The 18,249-nt window shown below is 74.8% G+C and carries 14 protein-coding genes and 1 tRNA gene; 10 read left to right on the top strand and 5 right to left on the bottom strand.

Annotation, left to right across the window (positions count from 1 at the left end):
• Nucleotides 1-4: 4 nt before the first annotated feature.
• The 4 genes from ACFU9A_RS20945 to ACFU9A_RS20960 are packed head-to-tail and all read right to left on the bottom strand — an operon-like array spanning nt 5 to nt 4,427.
• Entirely contained in the window at nt 5-796 is a 792-nt protein-coding gene (locus ACFU9A_RS20945; RefSeq protein ID WP_430577234.1) for a class I SAM-dependent methyltransferase, read from the bottom strand.
• Nucleotides 793-1,947 carry a bifunctional 2-methylcitrate synthase/citrate synthase gene (locus ACFU9A_RS20950; RefSeq protein ID WP_430577235.1) on the bottom strand — a complete coding sequence of 385 codons (1,155 nt, stop codon included), beginning with the start codon at nt 1,945-1,947 and terminating at the stop codon, nt 793-795. The genes ACFU9A_RS20945 and ACFU9A_RS20950 overlap by 4 nt, the downstream gene beginning before the upstream one ends.
• Before the next feature lie 30 nt (nt 1,948-1,977).
• Nucleotides 1,978-2,889 (bottom strand): methylisocitrate lyase, encoded by a 912-nt coding sequence (gene prpB, locus ACFU9A_RS20955; protein ID WP_430577236.1) that lies wholly within the window; start codon nt 2,887-2,889, stop codon nt 1,978-1,980.
• A gap of 20 nt (nt 2,890-2,909) precedes the next feature.
• Complete coding sequence (locus tag ACFU9A_RS20960) at nt 2,910-4,427, bottom strand: MmgE/PrpD family protein (RefSeq protein ID WP_430577237.1); 1,518 nt, start codon at nt 4,425-4,427, stop codon at nt 2,910-2,912.
• Nucleotides 4,428-4,825: 398 nt separating this feature from the next.
• Here ACFU9A_RS20960 and ACFU9A_RS20965 point away from each other — a divergent pair, with 398 nt between their 5' ends.
• Nucleotides 4,826-6,319 (top strand): MFS transporter, encoded by a 1,494-nt coding sequence (locus ACFU9A_RS20965; protein WP_430577238.1) that lies wholly within the window; start codon nt 4,826-4,828, stop codon nt 6,317-6,319.
• A gap of 131 nt (nt 6,320-6,450) precedes the next feature.
• On the opposite strand, the gene ACFU9A_RS20970 is transcribed toward ACFU9A_RS20965, so the two are convergent.
• Nucleotides 6,451-6,523, bottom strand: a tRNA-Arg gene (locus ACFU9A_RS20970).
• A gap of 109 nt (nt 6,524-6,632) precedes the next feature.
• Between ACFU9A_RS20970 and ACFU9A_RS20975 the strand changes: the two genes are divergently transcribed.
• The 9 genes from ACFU9A_RS20975 (at nt 6,633) to prmC (ending at nt 18,249) form a co-directional block, all read left to right on the top strand.
• On the top strand, nt 6,633-8,300 hold the full coding sequence (locus tag ACFU9A_RS20975; RefSeq protein WP_430577239.1) for an arginine--tRNA ligase: 1,668 nt from the start codon (nt 6,633-6,635) through the stop codon (nt 8,298-8,300).
• The gene (lysA, locus tag ACFU9A_RS20980; protein WP_430577240.1) at nt 8,297-9,685 is read left to right on the top strand and encodes a diaminopimelate decarboxylase; all 1,389 of its coding nucleotides are present in this window, start codon (nt 8,297-8,299) and stop codon (nt 9,683-9,685) included. Before ACFU9A_RS20975 ends, lysA begins: the two co-directional genes overlap by 4 nt.
• 104 nt (nt 9,686-9,789) lie before the next feature.
• Nucleotides 9,790-11,145 carry a homoserine dehydrogenase gene (locus ACFU9A_RS20985; RefSeq protein WP_430577241.1) on the top strand — a complete coding sequence of 452 codons (1,356 nt, stop codon included), beginning with the start codon at nt 9,790-9,792 and terminating at the stop codon, nt 11,143-11,145.
• A gap of 2 nt (nt 11,146-11,147) precedes the next feature.
• Nucleotides 11,148-12,242, top strand: coding sequence for a threonine synthase (thrC, locus tag ACFU9A_RS20990; protein WP_430577242.1), 1,095 nt, complete (start codon nt 11,148-11,150; stop codon nt 12,240-12,242).
• A 47-nt stretch (nt 12,243-12,289) separates the two neighbouring features.
• Nucleotides 12,290-13,291, top strand: coding sequence for a homoserine kinase (thrB, locus tag ACFU9A_RS20995; protein ID WP_430577243.1), 1,002 nt, complete (start codon nt 12,290-12,292; stop codon nt 13,289-13,291).
• Nucleotides 13,292-13,554: 263 nt separating this feature from the next.
• Complete coding sequence (gene rho, locus ACFU9A_RS21000; protein ID WP_430577244.1) at nt 13,555-15,579, top strand: transcription termination factor Rho; 2,025 nt, start codon at nt 13,555-13,557, stop codon at nt 15,577-15,579.
• Between the two features lie 165 nt (nt 15,580-15,744).
• A complete protein-coding gene (gene rpmE / locus ACFU9A_RS21005) occupies nt 15,745-15,954 on the top strand; it encodes a 50S ribosomal protein L31 (RefSeq protein ID WP_430577245.1) in 210 nt (69 codons plus the stop codon).
• 176 nt (nt 15,955-16,130) lie between these two features.
• The gene (gene prfA, locus ACFU9A_RS21010; RefSeq protein ID WP_430577246.1) at nt 16,131-17,222 is read left to right on the top strand and encodes a peptide chain release factor 1; all 1,092 of its coding nucleotides are present in this window, start codon (nt 16,131-16,133) and stop codon (nt 17,220-17,222) included.
• Nucleotides 17,215-18,249 (top strand): peptide chain release factor N(5)-glutamine methyltransferase, encoded by a 1,035-nt coding sequence (prmC, locus tag ACFU9A_RS21015; protein WP_430577247.1) that lies wholly within the window; start codon nt 17,215-17,217, stop codon nt 18,247-18,249. The genes prfA and prmC overlap by 8 nt, the downstream gene beginning before the upstream one ends.

Genomic DNA, 18,249 nt, shown 5'->3' on the forward strand with positions numbered 1-18,249 from the left:
CGGCTCAGCGGCGGCGGGCGCGCAGCACGCCGGTCCGCATCGGCAGGACGAACTCGCCCCGCGCAGTCTCCGGCCGGTCCGCGAGGTAGGCGCGGATCCGCCCGGTGGTCCCCGCCCGCTCAGCCTCCGGCATGACGAGCACGCCGGCGCGCGTCGCGAGCGTGGCGACCAGGGAGCCCGCGGTGCGGCGCTGCTCGTGGGGCAGCTCCGCACGCTCGGGCGGGTCGAACGGCGCCACGTCCGGTCCGGGCATCAGGTCGGACGTCGCCGCCCGCCAGGCCGCGGGCGTGTCGCGCGGCCCGACCACGGCGCTCCCCGCCACACGGGCGAGCCCCGCCACCCACCCGACGCCGTCGTCCAGGAGGTTCCACAGGCCGGCGAGGACGCCGCCGGGGACGAGCACGCGCGCGATCTCCGGGCCCGCGGCCGCCATGTCGAACCAGTGCAGGGCGTTGCCGGCCAGCACGGCGTCGACGGAACCGTCCGGCAGCGGGATCTCCTCGGCGCTGCCGGGCAGGGCGCGGGCGCCGGGGGAGGACCGTCGCAGCTCCCCCAGCATGGCGGGGTCGGGCTCGACGGCGACGACCTCCGCGCCGGGGACGACCGCCGGGTCGAGCAGCATGGCGGTGAGCTTGCCGGTCCCGGCGCCGAGATCGAGCACGCGCGGGCCGGGCGCGGGCTCGAGGGCCCAGCGCACCGCCGCCCGTGCGTAGTCCGGGCGGTGCGCCGCATAGGCGCCGGCGGCCCCGCCGAACGACGAGGCGGGGCCGGCCGGCGCCTGCCCGCCGACCGTCACGACGTCGCGGGCGGTACCTCGCGGCGCTCGGGACCCACGTACGCCGACAGCGGGCGGATGAGGGCGTTGGCGGCCTGCTGCTCCATCACGTGCGCCGTCCAGCCCGTGACGCGGGCCGCGACGAACAGCGGCGTGAACGTGGCCGTGTCGAACCCCATGAGGTGGTACGCCGGGCCCGATGGGTAGTCGAGGTTCGGGTAGATGCCCTTGCGCGCCACGAACTCGGACTCGAGCGCGTCGTAGAGGGCACCCAGGTCGGCGCGGTCGTAGTGCTCGACCAGCGTGTCGAGGGCGGCCTTCATGGTCGGCACGCGGGAGTCGCCGTGCTTGTAGACGCGGTGCCCGAAGCCCATGATCTTGCGCTTCTCGGCGAGGGCGTCGTCGAGCCACGCCGCCGCCCGGTCGGCCGAGCCGATCTCGGCCAGCGTCTCCATGACGGCCTCGTTGGCGCCGCCGTGCAGCGGGCCCTTGAGCGCGGCCACCGCGCCCACGACGGCGGAGTGCAGGTCGCTCAGGGTGGACGTGATGACCCGCGCCGTGAACGTGGAGGCGTTGAAGGAGTGCTCCGCGTACAGGGTCATCGAGCGGCTGAACGCGTCGGCGACCACGGGGTCCGCCTCGGCCTCGAAGGTCGTCCAGAGGAAGTTCGCGGCGTAGTCGAGGTCGTCGCGCGGGGCCACCGGCTCCAGGCCGCGGCGCCGGCGCTGCCCGTAGGCGACGACCGCGGGGAGCGCGGCGAAGAGGCGCACGCTGCGGGCGAGGTTGACCTCGGGGTCCGCGGCGGCCTCCAGGGCGGTGAGCCCAGCGGCCTCCCGCGCGCCGATCACGCTGACCGCGGTGCGCAGCTCGTCCATGGGGTGCGCCGTGACCGGCAGCAGGTCGATCGCCGCGCGCACGTCGTCGGCGAGGGGCCGGTGCTCCCGCTCGGTGGCGCGCAGGCCCGCGAGCTCGTCGGACGTGGGCAGCTCGCCGTGCCACAGCAGCCAGGCGACGGCCTCGAACGGCTGGGTGGCCGCGAGGTCCTGCACCGGGTAGCCCCGGTACAGCAGGGAGTTCGTCTCGGGGTCCACCTTGGAGATGGCCGTGACGTCGGCGACCACCCCCGCCAGCCCGCGGCGGACCTCCCGCTCGGACCCGGTGTGCTCTGTCATCGATGCTCCTTTGCTGCGATGGTGCGGCGGTCAGCCGTGCAGGTTGTCGTCCAGGGTGAAGTCGAAGACGCCGGTGTCGAACGACGAGTAGCCGGCGTAGTCCACGAGCTCGTACAGCCGGGCCCGGGTCTGCATGTGCTCGACCTGCCCCGCGAGCGAGCCCTCGGCCCGCAGGGCGTCCAGGCCGCGCTCGGCCGCGCCCATCGCGAGGCGCAGCAGCGAGACCGGGTAGATCACGAGCGCCACGCCGGCGTCGGACAGCTGCCGGGTGGTGAACAGCTCGGACTTGCCGAACTCGGTCATGTTGGCGAGCACGGGGACGTCGACGGCGCTCGCGACGGCCTCGAACTCCGCGAGGTCGCGCATGGCCTCGGGGAAGATCGCGTCCGCCCCGGCGTCGACCAGGGCCTTGGCCCGGTCGATCGCCGTCGCCAGGCCCGCGACGGCCCGCACGTCGGTGCGCGCCATCACCAGCAGGTTCTCGTCCCGGCGGGCGGCGACCGCCGCGCGCACGCGCTGCAGCGCCGTCGGCTCGTCCACCACCTGCTTGCCGTCCAGGTGACCGCAGCGCTTGGGGTTCACCTGGTCCTCGATGTGCATGCCGGCGACGCCCGCGTCTTCCATCGCCTGCACGGTGCGCGCGACGTTCATCGCCTCGCCGAACCCGGTGTCCGCGTCCACGAGCGTCGGCAGGTCGGTCATCCGGGCGACCTGGCCGGCCCGGCCGGCGACCTCGGTGAGCGTCGTCAGGCCGACGTCGGGCAGCCCCAGGTCGGCGGCGACGACGGCGCCCGAGACGTACACGCCGTCGAACCCCTTGTCCTGGATCAGCCGCGCCGCGAGCGGGTTGAACGCGCCCGGGAGCTGCAGCAGCTCGCCCGAGCGCAGGCGCTCGCGGAACGCCGCGCGCTTGGCGGCGGGGGTGGTGGACGAGTAGAGCACGGCGGGTCCCCTCCGGGTCCTCAGAAGATGCCGGGCGCGACGGGGTGCGCCGCCAGCGCGTCGGCGAGCGGGGTGACGGTGAGCCCGGACAGCTCGGCGGCGGTGAGCTCCGGGAGCCGCTGGGCGACGTCGAGGAACCGCTCGGTCTCCTCGTCGGCCAGCACGCCGGCGGCGAGGGTGCGGAACTTCGCCACGTACTGCTCCCGGGCGAACGGGCGGGCGCCCAGCGGGTGCGCGTCCGCGACGGCGATCTCCTCCACGACGCGCGAGCCGTCCGCGAGCTCGATCTCCACGCGCCCGCCGAACGCCTTCTCGGCCGGGTCGACCGAGTGGTAGCGGCGGGTCCACTCCGCGTCCTCGGCCGTCGTGACCCGGCGCCACAGCTCCACCGTGTCGGGGCGGCCGGCGCGCTCCGGCGCGTAGCTGGCCACGTGGTCCCAGGCGCCGTCCTGCAGCGCGACGGTGAAGATGTACGGGATCGAGTGGTCGAGGGTCTCGCGGCTCGCCGTCGGGTCGTACTTCTGCGGGTCGCCGGAGCCCGAGCCGATGACGTAGTGGGTGTGGTGGCTGGTGTGCAGCACGACGGACCGGACGTTCGCCGGGTCGCGCAGCTCGGGCCGCTCGGTGCCGAGGCGGCGCGCGAGGTCGATCCAGGCCTGCGCCTGGTACTCGGCCGAGTGCTCCTTGGTGTACGTGTCGAGGATGGCGCGACGGTCCTCGCCCGCGGCCGGCAGCGGCACGGTGTAGCGGGCGTCGGGCCCGTCGAGCAGCCAGGCGATCACGCCGTCCTCGCCCTCGTAGACGGGGCTGGGGGAGGTCTGTCCGCGCATGGCGCGGTCCACGGCCTCCACCGCCATCTTGCCCGCGAACGCGGGGGCGTGGGCCTTCCAGGTGGAGATCTCACCCTTGCGCGACTGCCGGGTGGCGGTGGTCGTGTGCAGGGCCTGGCCGACGGCCTGGTAGATCGTCCCGGCGGGCAGGCCCAGCAGGGTGCCGAGGCCGGCCGCGGCCGACGGGCCGAGGTGGGCCACGTGGTCGATCTTGTGCGCGTGCAGGCTGATGCCCTTGACGAGGTCCACCTGGACCTCGTACCCCGTGACGATCCCGCGCAGCAGCTCGGCGCCGCTGCGGCCCAGGTGCTGCGCCACGGCGAGGATCGGCGGCACGTTGTCGCCGGGGTGCGAGTACTCGGCCGCGAGGAACGTGTCGTGGTAGTCGAGCTCGCGCACGGCGACCCCGTTCGCCCACGCCGCCCACTCGGGGCTGGTGCGGGCGGCCGAGCCGAAGATCGTGGCGCCGGCGCCGCCTCGGGAGACCTGGTGCGCCTCCGCCTGCGCGCGGGCCGCGAGGATGGGCGCGCGGCCGAGGGACGCCGTCGCCACGGCCGCGTTGTCGATGACCCGGTTGATCACCATGTCGGTGACCTCGGGCGTCGGCTCGAGCTGCTCGGCCGCGACCTCCGCGATCTTCCACGCCAGCTGCTCGGTACGCGGCAGGGGCTCGTCGGAACGGTAGACGCGGACCTCGTGGTCGATCATGCGGGGGAGTCCTCCGGCTGCAGGCATGCGGGCAGGCATCGGCTGCCGGCGTCGTCGCCGCCCGGTGCTCCGGGCTGCCCCGAGAACGTAACGCCCGGCGGGCGCAGGGTCCAACGAGGGAGCGGGACGAGGCCCGCCGCGGCGCCGTCGGGAGGCCCTGTGGTGGGGTTCACGAACGGCGTGCCAAGGAACGGTGTCGTCGCAGGTGACGGCGCCGGCCCAGGTGCCGGTCCCGCACCATGATTGCCCCGGTGAACTTGCATCGGGGTCAAGAATCGGTAACGTGGCCGCCCATGTTCGGGCTCGGCGTCCGCCCCGCGGGGTGGACGCCGGCTCCCTGTCACGGGCCGGGCCGCTGCGACACACCGCGTGCCGCCGCGCCGGCCACGGAAGGAAACATGACCGCCGTACGACCTCAGGAACTGCCCGGCAACACCTCCGCGACCGCGGCCGCGCGCCGCAGGCTGCGCGTCTCCGACGTCACCGTCGTCGACAACTCCATGCTCAAGAAGACGATCGGCGGCACCGCCGTCGGGAACCTCATGGAGTGGTACGACGTGGGCGTCTACGGCTACCTCGCCGTCACCATGGGTGCCGTGTTCCTGCCGCAGGCGTCGTCCGGCGTGCAGATCCTCTTCTCCCTCGGCGTGTTCGCCGCCACCTACGTGGCGCGCCCGCTCGGCGGCATCGTGTGCGGCCGCATCGGCGACCGCGTGGGCCGCCAGAAGGTGCTCGCCTTCACGCTCGTGATGATGGCCAGCTCGACCTTCCTCATCGGCCTGCTGCCCACCTACGGCGTCCTCGGCGTCGCCGCGCCGCTGCTGCTCGTGCTGCTCAAGCTGGCGCAGGGCTTCTCGACCGGCGGCGAGTACGCCGGCGTCACGACCTTCGTCGCCGAGCACGCCCCCGACCGCCGCCGCGGCTGGGCCGCGTCGTTCCTCGACTTCGGCAGCTACCTGGGCTTCGCCCTCGGTGCCGTCGTCGTGACCGTGCTGCAGGTGACGCTTGGCCAGCAGGCGATGCTCGACGGCGGGTGGCGCATCCCGTTCCTGATCGCGGGCCCGATCGGCGCGTTCGCCGTGTGGTTCCGCCTGAAGATCGAGGAGTCCCCGGCCTTCCAGGCGCAGCAGGTCGCCGCCGAGGCCGCGAAGGACCACGGCGGGACCGCGCCGGCCCCGGCGGCCGACGTCACGCTGCGCTCGCAGTGGCGCCCGCTCGTCGTCGCCATGGTGCTCGTGGCCGTGGCCAACACGGCCGGCTACGCGCTCACCAGCTACATGCCGACCTACCTCACCGACACGCTCGGCTACGACGCCACGTCCGGCACCCTGCTGACGGTGCCCGTGCTGGTGCTGCTCGCCGTGATGATCCTCGTGGCTGGCCCGGTCAGCGACCGGGTGGGTCGCCGCCCCCTGCTGTGGTTCGGCGCGGGCTCCCTGGCCGTCCTCGCGGCGCCGGCGTTCCTGCTGCTGGCCCTGGGCCACGTGTGGTCCACGCTGCTGGGGCTGTGCCTCATGGCGGTGCCGGTGGCGTGCATGGTGGGCGTCCAGGCGGCGACGCTGCCCGCGATGTTCCCGACGGCCGTGCGTTACCGCTCGATGGGTCTGGCCTACAACGTGGCGCTCGCGGTGTTCGGCGGTACGACGCCGCTCATCGTGGAGTCGCTCACCCAGGCCACCGGTTCCAGCATGGCGCCGGCCTACTACCTCATCGGCTTCGCCGTCGTCGGCGCGGTCGCCGTGTGCTTCGTCAAGGAGAGCGCGGGCAAGCCGCTGCCGGGCTCGATGCCGTCGGTGGACACCGACGCCGAGGCGAAGGCGCTCGTGCGCACCCAGGAGAAGAACCCGGACCTCGACCTCGACGCGATGCCGGGCCTGGTCCCCGCCCGCTGAGCCGCCGTGCCGACCCTGACGTAGCGATCGGTCGTCGTCCCGCCGCGGGACGACGACCGATCGCTACGTCGAGGTCGGTAGACGACGAAGAACGGCCCTGGTCGATGACCAGGGCCGTTCTTGTGCTGCGGTGCGCCTGAAGGGATTCGAACCCCCGACCTTCTGCTCCGGAGGCAGACGCTCTATCCACTGAGCTACAGGCGCGGGCGCCGGCGAGGAACCGCTCGGCACGGTGCACGACACTACCAGCACCTGGAGGTCCGGGTGGCAACCGGCAGCACGCCGCCGGCCGCGGGCTTTGTAGAATCGCCCGGTGACCCCCGACGAGCTCTCCGGAGCACTCAGCGCTGCCCTCGCCTCGGCCGTGGCCGACGGCACCCTCGCCCTGCCCGCCGACGCCGTCCCGGCGTCGGTCCACGTCGAGCGACCCCGGCAGCGCGAGCACGGGGACTGGGCCACCAACGTGGCGCTGCAGCTCGCGAAGAAGGCCGGCACCACCCCCCGCGCGCTCGCGGAGGACCTGGCGGCCCGCCTCGTCGCGACGCCGGGCGTCAAGGCGGCGGACGTCGCCGGGCCGGGCTTCCTCAACATCACGCTCGAGGCCGGCGCCGCGGGCGAGCTCGCCCGGACGATCGTCACCGCGGGCGAGCAGTACGGCCGGACCGACGCCCTCGCCGGCCAGGTGCACAACCTCGAGTACATCTCGGCCAACCCGACGGGCCCGCTGCACATCGGCCACACCCGCTGGGCCGCGCTCGGTGACGCCCTCGTGCGGATCATGCGCGCCGCGGGCGCGGACGTGACCGCCGAGTACTACATCAACGACGCCGGCGCGCAGATGGACAAGTTCGGCGCGTCGATCGTCGCGCGGGCCAAGGGCGAGGACGTGCCCGAGGGCGGCTACCCCGGCGAGTACGTCGCCGAGCGCGCCGCCGAGGTGCTGGCGCAGGAGCCCGACCTGCTCGACCTGCCGGCCGACGAGGCCGCCACGACCGCGCGCGAGCTCGGCTACCAGGCGCAGCTCGAGGCGATCCGCCGCACGCTCGACGCGTTCGGCGTGCACTTCGACGTGTGGTTCTCCGAGCGCACGCTGCACGAGTCCGGCGCGGTGGAGCAGGCCGTCGCGCGCCTGCGCGAGCAGGGCCACGTGTTCGACGTCGACGGCGCGGTGTGGCTGCGCACCACGGACTTCGGCGACGACAAGGACCGCGTGATGATCCGCGCGAACGGCGAGCCCACGTACTTCGCCGCCGACGCCGCCTACTACCTGTCCAAGAAGGACCGCGGGTTCCCGGGCAAGATCTACCTGCTCGGGGCCGACCACCACGGGTACATCAACCGCCTGAAGGCGATCGCCGCGTGCGCGGGCGACGACCCGGAGGCGAACATCGAGGTGCTCATCGGCCAGCTCGTCAACATCGGCGGCGAGCGGATGGGCAAGCGCCGCGGCAACGCGCTGTACATGGACGACCTCATCGAGTGGCTCGGCTCGGACCCGCTGCGCTACTCGCTCGCGCGCTACCCGGCCGACTCGCCGCTGTCGCTGTCGGGCGAGGAGATGCTCAAGCAGAGCAACGACAACCCCGTCTACTACGTGCAGTACGCGCACTCGCGGACCTGCGCCGTCGACCGGAACGCCGCGGACCGCGACGTCGTGCGCGTCGCCGCGGACGGCTCGGACGCCTTCGACCCGGCGCTGCTGACGCACGAGACCGAGGCGGCGCTGGTGGGCGCGCTCACCGAGTTCCCGCGGATCGTGTCCCAGGCCGCCGAGCTGCGCGAGCCGCACCGCGTCGCGCGCTACCTCGAGTCGCTCGCCGCGGACTACCACAAGTGGTACCAGGAGTGCCGCGTGACGCCGTACCCGGACGAGGAGGTCACGGACACGCACCGCACGCGCCTGTGGCTGAACGACGCGGTGCGCCAGGTGCTCGCCAACGGGCTCGAGCTGCTCGGCGTGTCCGCGCCGGAGCGCATGTGACCGGGTCGCCGGCCGTGCCCGGCGTCCTCGGCGTGCCCTGGTCGACCGGGGTCCGGCGGCGCGCCGACGGCGCGGTCGAGGTGGGCGGCGTCGCCGTCGCCGACCTCGCGGCCACCCACGGCACCCCGGCCTACGTGCTCGACGAGGCGGACTTCCGGGCCCGCGCCCGCGGGTACCGGACGGCGTTCGCGACCGCGTTCGCGGAGGTCGGCACGGGCGTGGACGTGTACTACGCCGGCAAGGCGCTGCTCACCGTCGCGGTGGCGCGCTGGGCCCGCGAGGAGGGCCTGCGCGTCGACACCGCGTCGGGCGGCGAGCTCGCCGTCGCGCTGCGCGCCGGCGTCCCCGGCGCGGAGATCGGGCTGCACGGCAACAACAAGTCGGACGACGAGATCCTCGCCGCGCTCGACGCGGGCGTCGGCCGGATCATCGTCGACTCCCTCGTGGAGGTGGACCGCGTCGCGGCGCTGGCCGCGTCCCGCGGCGTCGTCGCGCCCGTCATGGTGCGCGTCACGACCGGCGTGCACGCGGGCGGCCACGAGTACATCTCCACGGCGCACGAGGACCAGAAGTTCGGGCTGTCGGTGAACCGGGGCGCCCTCGACGGCGAGGCGGGCGACCCGCCGGCGCTGCGGGCGCTGCTCGCGGTCGTCGCGCGGCCGGAGCTGCACCTGCTGGGCATCCACTCCCACATCGGGTCGCAGATCCTCGACCCGGCGGGCTTCGAGGCGGCGGCGCGCGTCGTGCTGCGGCTGCGCGCCGAGCTCGCCGAGCGCACCGGCGTGCTGGTCGACGAGGTGGACCTCGGCGGCGGCTACGGCATCGCCTACCTGCCGGGGGAGGTGCCGCTGGACCCGGACCGCATCGCCAAGGACGTGGCGGGCGCGGTGGCCGCCGTCTGCGCGGAGCTCGGCACGCCGCTGCCGCGGATCTCCATCGAGCCGGGGCGCGCGGTCGTCGGCCCGGCGGGGCTCACGCTCTACACCGTCGGCACGGTGAAGCCGGTGGCCCTCGACGACGGCCGCGTGCGCACCTACGTGTCCGTCGACGGCGGCATGAGCGACAACATCCGCCCGGCGCTGTACGAGGCGCAGTACCACGCGGAGCTCGTGGGCCGGACCTCGGACGCCGAGCCGGTGCTCGCGCGCGTGGTCGGCAAGCACTGCGAGAGCGGCGACATCGTCGTGCACGAGGTCATGCTGCCGGGCGACGTGCGCGCGGGGGACCTCCTCGCGGTCGCCGCGACGGGCGCCTACGGGCGGTCGATGGCGTCGAACTACAACCTGCTGACGCGGCCGCCCGTGGTGGCCGTCGCCGACGGCGCGTCGCGCGTCCTCGTGCGCCGCGAGACGGTCGACGACCTGCTCGCCCTCGACCTCGGCTGACCGTTTCCGACCGTGGCCGGGCCGCCCGTGGACGGGCGGCCCGGCCGCCACGCGGCGCGGCTATCCTGACCACCGTCCCGGCATCTCGTTCCGAAGGTTCTCCCGTGCCTGCAGCCCCCGTCCCCGCGCCCCCGGCCGACCCGCGCCCCGTCCCCGGCACGCTGCGCGTCGCCCTCCTCGGCTGTGGCGTGGTCGGGACGCAGGTGGCGCAGGCGCTCGTCCGGCACGCCGACGAGCTCGCGGCCCGCGCGGGGACGCGCCTCGAGCTGGTGGGCATCGCAGTGAGGGACGCGAGCCGCCCGCGCGACGGCGTGGGCACGGTCGTGCCGCGCGAGCTCCTCACCGAGGACGCCGAGTCGCTCGTGGACGGCGCCGACCTCGTCGTCGAGCTCATGGGCGGCATCGAGCCCGCCCGGGGGCTCATCCACCGCGCGATCGCCAGCGGCGCGAGCGTCGTGACGGCCAACAAGGCCCTCCTCGCGGAGCACGGCCCGGAGCTCTTCGAGGCCGCCGACGCCGCGGGCGTCGACCTGTCGTTCGAGGCGGCGGTCGCGGGCGCGATCCCGATCGTCCGCCCGGTGCGCGAGTCGCTCGCCGGCGACCACGTGCGCCGCGTGCTCGGGATCGTCAACGGCACCACCAACTACGTCCTCGACCAGATGACGACGCACGGGCTGGACCTCGAGGAGGCCCTCAAGGAGGCGCAGGGCCTCGGCTACGCGGAGGCGGACCCGACGGCCGACGTCGAGGGGCACGACGCGGCGGCCAAGGCCGCGATCCTCGCGTCGCTGGCCTTCCACACCCGCGTCTCGTTGTCCCAGGTCGCGTGCGAGGGCATCACGGGCGTCACCGCCGCCGACGTCGCGGCCGCGCAGCAGACCGGGCACGTGGTGAAGCTGCTGGCGATCGCGGAGCAGACGGCCGAGGGCGTCTCCGTGCGCGTGCACCCGGCGCTCGTCCCCTCGGCCCACCCGCTCGCGGCCGTGCACGGCGCCTTCAACGCGGTGTTCGTCGAGGCCGACGACGCCGGGCCGCTGATGTTCTACGGACAGGGCGCGGGCGGGCGGCCCACGTCGTCGGCGGTGCTCGGCGACCTCGTCTCGGCGGCGCGCGACCGGATCGTCGGGGGCCGCGGCCCGCGCGAGTCCGCCTACGCCTCGCTCCCGGTGCTGCCCCACGACGCCGCGGTGACCCGCTACCAGGTGCGCCTCGTCGTGGCGGACCGCCCCGGCGTGCTCGCACAGGTGGCGCAGGTGCTGGCCGACCACGGGGTGTCGATCGACACCGTGCGCCAGGCCCCGGACGAGCCGTACGCCGTCGGCGTCGCCGAGGGCACCGCGGCGCTGCTGCTCACCACGCACGCCGCCCGCGAGGCGTCGCTGGCCGCCACCGTCGCGGCCGTGCGCGGCCTCGACGCGGTGCACGAGATCACGTCCGTCCTGCGAGTCGAGGGAGCCTGACCATGCCTGCCCACCAGTGGCGCGGTGTCATCACCGAGTACGCCGACCGGATGCCGGCCCACCTGCTCGAGCGCGTCGTGACGCTCGGGGAGGGCGGTACCCCGCTGGTGCCCGCCCCCGCGCTGTCGCAGCGCACCGGCGCGGACGTGTACGTCAAGGTCGAGGGCATGAACCCGACCGGGTCCTTCAAGGACCGGGGCATGACGGCGGCGATCTCGGCCGCGGCCGGCCGCGGCGCCAGGGCCGTGGTGTGCGCCTCGACGGGCAACACGTCCGCCTCGGCGGCCGCGTACGCCACCCGCGCCGGCATGACCTGCGCCGTCCTGGTGCCGGACGGCAAGATCGCGATGGGCAAGCTCAGCCAGGCGGTCGCGCACGGCGCGCGCCTGCTGCAGGTGGACGGCAACTTCGACGACTGCCTCGTGGCCGCGCGCAAGCTCGCCGAGGTGTACCCGGTCGAGCTCGTGAACTCCGTCAACCCGGACCGCATCGAGGGGCAGAAGACCGCCGCGTTCGAGATCGTCGACGCGCTCGGCGACGCCCCCGACATCCACTGCCTGCCGGTGGGCAACGCGGGCAACATCACCGCGTACTGGAAGGGCTTCCGCGAGTACGCGGGCCTCGACGCCGGGGCCGGGCTCGGCGCGGTCGCCACGCGCACCCCGCAGATGTGGGGCTTCCAGGCGGCCGGCGCCGCGCCGATCGTCAAGGGCCACCCCGTGGACGAGCCGGAGACGATCGCCACCGCCATCCGGATCGGCAACCCGGCGTCGTGGGAGCAGGCCGAGGCCGCCCGCGACACGTCGGGCGGCGTGATCGAGGCCGTCACCGACGAGGAGATCCTCGCCGCGCACCGCGTGCTGTCGGCCGAGGTGGGCGTCTTCGTCGAGCCGGCCTCCGCGTCGGGCGTGGCGGGCCTGCTCGCCCGCGCCGACCGCGGCCTGGTCCCGGCCGGCGCGCGCGTCGTCGTGACGGTCACGGGCCACGGCCTCAAGGACCCGCAGTGGGCGCTGCGCACGCCCGACGGCGGCGAGGTCGTGCCCACCCGCGTGAGTGCCGACGTCGTGTCCGTCGCCGGCGCGCTCGGCCTGGACTAGCCAGCTCTGCCTGACACCGCTTCGACCGGACCCCGGGGAGGGGAACGATGCAGCTCGGCGCCGACCATGTCCTCGTGCGTGTCCCGGCCACCAGCGCGAACCTCGGCCCGGGGTTCGACGCCATGGGACTCGCCCTCGCCCTGCACGACGACCTGGAGGTCGAGCTCCTCGCGAGCGACGACGTCTTGATCGAGGTCGAGGGGGAGGGCGCGGGGGAGGTGCCCGACGGCGAGGACCACCTCGTCGTGCGCGCGCTGCGGCACACGCTCGACCTGGCGGGGGCACCCCGCACCGGGCTCCGGCTGCGCTGCGTCAACCGGATCCCGCACGCTCGGGGGCTGGGATCGTCGTCGGCGGCCGTGGTCTCCGGCATCGTCGCGGCCCGGGCGCTGCTGGCCGACCCGCACGTCCTCGACGCGGACGCGGTGCTGCGGATCGCGACCGAGTTCGAGGGGCACCCGGACAACGCCGCGCCCGCGATCCGCGGCGGGGCGACCCTCGCCTGGCGGTCGGCGGACGGGCCCCGCGCCGTCGACCTCGACGTCGACGAGCGCATCGAGGCCACGGTGCTGGTGCCCGACCACCGCCTGGCCACCAGCCGCGCGCGCGGCGTGCTCCCGGCGGAGGTGCCGCACGGCGACGCCGCGTTCACGGCCGGCCGCGCGGGCCTGCTCGTCGAGGCGCTGGCGCGGCGCCCGGAGCTGCTGCTCGACGCCACCGAGGACCGTCTGCACCAGGACTACCGCGCCGCGGTGATGGCCGGGTCCGCCGAGCTGTTGCGCGCGCTGCGGGCGGAGGGGCTCGCGGCCACGATCTCGGGCGCGGGGCCCACCGTCCTCGTGCTCACGTCGGGGGAGGGCACGGCGCGGCTCGACGGCGTCCTGGCCGAGCTGATCGACGACGTGGCGGGCTGGCGGGTGCTGCGCCCGGGCGTCGACGCGGGCGGCGCGGTCGCGCGGCGGGTGACCGGGGGAGGGGGCGCCGGGCCGCGCCTCGCGGGGGGCGGCGTGTCGGCCTCCCGCCGGGCGCGAGGTGATATGATGCGGTGAGCCTTCGGGATCGACCGCGAGGGCACTCCCTCCCACCGCACGGCACGCTCGCGTGCCCGGTCGGAGCCTGGTGCCTCGGTGGTTGTGATGCGGTGCACGACCCGCCGCGGCAGTCCCGCGAGAAGGCGAAACACAACCCCGCCAGCCGACGTCGTCGTACCACTGATGCGAGGTTCCACGCGTCCCGACGCTCCCCGCGCCAGGACGGCAGCCACCCCGGCCCGTGACATCTGAGGGCCGCATACGAGGGGGAAGGGTCCTTCGTGACGAACACCACCGACAGCCGGAACGGCTCCGCCGTATCCGGGAACCTGAGCTCGATGCGTCTCGCCGAGCTCCAGGCGCTGGCCTCCGGCATGGGCGTGAAGGGTACGTCCCGGATGCGCAAGAGCGACCTGCAGGACGCGATCCGGTCCGCGCGCGGCCAGGGCGCGCGCACCGCGGGTGCCCCGGTCGCCGCGGCGACCGCCGTGGCCCCCACGGTCCGCAGCGACGCCCCGGCCCAGGCGCCGGCCGAGCAGCCCGCGTCGTCCGACGCCCGCGCGCCCCGTGCCGAGGGCTCCGAGGCTCCGCGCCGGTCGCGCCGCGCCACCCGTTCGGCGGGCACCGCCGAGGGTGACGCCGCGCCGCAGCAGCGCGCGGTGGCCGACACGGCCCCCGCCGCCCAGCCCGCGCGCGGCACCGAGCAGCGCGGCGAGCAGCGTTCCGACTCCGACCGCGAGGCGCGCCTGGCGCAGCTCGCCGACGCCGTGGCCGCTCCGCGCGAGCGGGGCGGGCGCCGCAACGGCGGCCAGAACAACGGCGGCCAGGGCGGCCAGACCGGCCGCGACCAGGGCGACGGCGACGGCCAGCGCTCCGGCCAGGGGCGCTCGAACGAGGGCGGCTCGGGCCAGCAGAACCAGCAGAACCAGCAGGGCCAGCAGAACCAGCAGGGCCAGCAGGGCGGCCAGCGCGACGACCGTCAGCGCCGCGCCGACCTCGAGGACGAGCGCGGCTCGCGCCGCCGTCGCGGCCGCGACCGTGGTCGTGACCGCAAGCGCAGCCGCAGCGGCCGGGGCAACGGCCCCGACGTCGCGGGCCTCGAGGACGTCGAGGTGCGCGAGGACGACGTGCTGCTGCCCGTCGCCGGCGTGCTCGACATCCTCGACAACTACGCGTTCGTGCGCACCAGCGGCTACCTGCCCGGCGAGGGCGACGTGTACGTCTCGCTCAACCAGGTCAAGAAGGCCGGCCTGCGCCGCGGCGACGCGATCGTCGGCGCCATCCGCCAGCCCCGTGAGGGCGAGGAGCCGCCGGCGGGCAAGAACGTCCGCAGCAAGTTCAACGCCCTGGTGCGGCTCGACTCGGTCAACGGCATGACGATCGACGAGGCCCGCCAGCGCCCGGAGTTCACCAAGCTGACGCCGCTGTACCCGCAGGACCGGCTCCGCCTGGAGAACCCGGAGGCCACGCGCCTCACGCCCCGCGTGATCGACATCGTCGCCCCGATCGGCAAGGGCCAGCGCGGCCTCATCGTCGCGCCGCCCAAGGCCGGCAAGACGATCATCATGCAGCAGATCGCCAACGCGATCACCGCGAACAACCCCGAGGTCCACCTCATGGTGGTGCTCGTGGACGAGCGGCCCGAAGAGGTCACCGACATGGAGCGGACGGTCAAGGGCGAGGTCATCGCCTCGACGTTCGACCGCCCCGCGTCGGACCACACGATCGTCGCCGAGCTCGCGATCGAGCGGGCCAAGCGCCTGGTCGAGCTGGGCCAGGACGTCGTCGTGCTGCTCGACTCGCTCACCCGCCTGTCGCGCGCCTACAACCTGGCGGCGCCGGCGTCGGGCCGCATCCTCTCCGGTGGTGTGGACGCCGCGGCGCTCTACCCGCCGAAGAAGTTCTTCGGGGCGGCCCGCAACATCGAGAACGGCGGCTCGCTGACCATCCTCGCCTCGGCGCTCGTGGAGACGGGCTCCAAGATGGACGAGGTGATCTTCGAGGAGTTCAAGGGCACGGGCAACATGGAGCTGCGCCTGTCCCGCAACCTCGCCGACAAGCGGATCTTCCCGGCCGTGGACGTCAACGCGTCCGGCACGCGCCGCGAGGAGATCCTCATGTCGAAGGACGAGCTCGGCATCACCTACAAGCTGCGCCGCGTGCTCGGTGCGCTCGACCAGCAGCAGGCGATCGAGCTGCTGCTCGGCCAGCTCAAGAAGACCAAGACCAACGTCGAGTTCCTGCTGCACGTGCAGAAGACGACGCCGGCCGGGCTCTCGGACGAGAACCCGGGCGAGACGATCTGACCCACCTCGGCCGACCGGGCCCGCCGGGACCCGCACCGGGTCGCGGCGGGCTCGACCCGAGATTTCTCCAGACGCTCAGCGTTCTGGCACAATAGTTCGTCGGCCTTCCGGTTCACGGCCCGCGGTCCTGCGGGGCGACCCGGCGGCATCTCACCAAGGAGCATCATGAAGTCCGGTATCCACCCCGAGTACGTCGTCACCCAGGTGTCCTGCACCTGCGGCAACACGTTCACGACCCACAGCACCGCGACCTCCGGCAAGATCAGCGTCGAGGTCTGCAGCGCCTGCCACCCGTTCTACACGGGCAAGCAGAAGATCCTCGACACCGGTGGCCGCGTCGCCCGCTTCCAGGCGCGCTACGGCAAGAAGGACTAGCTGCCTGACAGCGCCGGTGGTCCGCCCGACAACCTCTCCAGGGGCAGTCGGACGACGGACCACCGGCGCTTCTGCTTTGCCGAGGTAGTTCGCCACCCGTCGAGGTAGTCCGTGTCCCGGTGAGGTCGTCCAGAGCCCGGGTCGGCTCTCGCCTCGCGCCCGGACCGGGAGTACCGATGACCGACTCGTTCGCGGCCGCGCGGCCGCTGCTCGAGGAGCACACCGAGATCGAGCGCGAGCTCGCCGACCCGGCCGTGCACGCCGACGCCGGCCGTGCCCGGTCGCTCGGGCGGCGCTACGCCGAGCTGAACCAGGTCGCCGCCGCGTACCGCGCCTGGGAGCAGGCCCGCGACGACGCGGAGGCCGCCGCCGAGCTGGCCACGGAGGACGCGGCGTTCGCCGCTGAGCTGCCGGGCCTGCGTGCCGCTGCCGAGGAGGCCGCCGAGCGCCTGCGCCGCGTCCTCGTGCCCCGCGACCCCGACGACGCCCGCGACGTCATCCTCGAGATCAAGGCGGGGGAGGGCGGCGACGAGTCCGCGCTCTTCGCCGGCGACCTCCTGCGCATGTACCTGCGGTACGCCGAGCGGCGCGGGTGGGCCACGCAGGTCCTCGACGCGACGGAGACCGAGCTCGGCGGCTACAAGGACGTGCAGGTCGCCGTCAAGGCGCGCAGCCTGTCCGACCCGGCCGAGGGCGTGTGGGCCAGCCTCAAGTACGAGGGCGGCGTGCACCGCGTGCAGCGCGTCCCCGTCACCGAGTCGCAGGGCCGCATCCACACGTCGGCGGCCGGCGTCCTGGTGCTGCCCGAGGTCGACGACCCGGGCGAGGTCGAGATCGACCCGAACGACCTGCGCATCGACGTCTACCGGTCGTCGGGGCCGGGCGGTCAGTCGGTGAACACGACGGACTCCGCCGTCCGCATCACCCACGTGCCGACCGGGATCGTCGTCTCGATGCAGAACGAGAAGTCGCAGCTGCAGAACAAGGAGCAGGCGATGCGCGTGCTCCGTGCGCGGCTGCTCGCCGCGCAGCAGGAGGCCGCCGCCGCCGCTGCCGCGGACGTGCGCCGCTCGCAGGTGCGCACCGTCGACCGCAGCGAGCGCATCCGCACCTACAACTTCCCGGAGAACCGCATCGCGGACCACCGCACCGGGTACAAGGCGTACAACCTCGACCACGTGCTCGCGGGCGACCTCGACCCCGTGGTGCGCTCCGCCGTGGAGGCCGACGAGGCGGCGCGTCTGGCGGCGGCGGGCTCCGGTGACTGACCCGGCGCCTGCCGCGCCGGCGACGGCGGGCGCGGCCGTCCGCGAGGCGGCGGCGCGCCTGGCCGCGGCCGGCGTCCCGAGCCCGCGGGTGGACGCCGAGGTGCTGCTCGCGCACGGCCTCGGCGTCGACCGGGCCGAGGTGCGCCGCCTGGCGGTGCTCGACCGGGACCTGCCGGCGGACGTCGCGGCGCGGTTCGCCGCGGACGTCGACCGGCGGGCGGCCCGCGAGCCGTTGCAGCACCTCACGGGCGTCGCGCCGTTCCGCCACCTCGAGCTTGCGGTCGGGCCGGGCGTCTTCGTGCCGCGGCCGGAGACCGAGCAGGTGGCGCAGGTCGCGATCGACGAGGCGGCGCGGGTCGTGGCGCGCGACGGCGCGGCCGTCGTCGTCGACCTGTGCACCGGGTCGGGGGCCATCGCCCTGGCCGTCGCGACGGAGGTGCCCGGCGCCCGCGTGCACGCGGTGGAGCTCGACGGCGCGGCTCACGGCTGGGCGGCGCGCAACGTCGCGTCGGCGTCGCGCGCGGCCGCCCACGACGCCGCCCACGACGCCGCCCACGACGCCGCCCACGACGCCGCCCACGACGCCGCCCACGACGCCGCCCACGACGTCGTGCACCTGGTGCGCGGCGACGCCCGCACGGCGCTGCGCGACCTCGACGGCTCCGTGGACGTGGTCGTCTCCAACCCGCCCTACGTGCCGCCCGGCGCCGTCCCGCGCGACCCCGAGGTGGCCGAGCACGACCCGGCCGTGGCCCTGTACGGGCTCGGGGAGGACGGGCTCGAGGTCCCGCGCGGCGTGACGGCTGCCGCGGCCCGGCTGCTGCGGCCCGGCGGGCTCTACGTCATGGAGCACGCCGAGGTCCAGGCGGCCGACGCCCGCGCCATGGTGGCGGCCGCCGGCGGCTTCGGCCCCGCGGAGACCCTCGACGACCTCACCGGCCGCCCGCGGATGGTCGTGGCCCGGCGTTCCGGCGCCGGGACCGCGCCGGACGCGCGGCGGGCGGCCGGTCGAACCGTGACAGACTGA

It is taken from the genome of Isoptericola sp. NPDC057653 (assembly GCF_042799955.1).
Lineage (GTDB): Bacteria > Actinomycetota > Actinomycetes > Actinomycetales > Cellulomonadaceae > Isoptericola.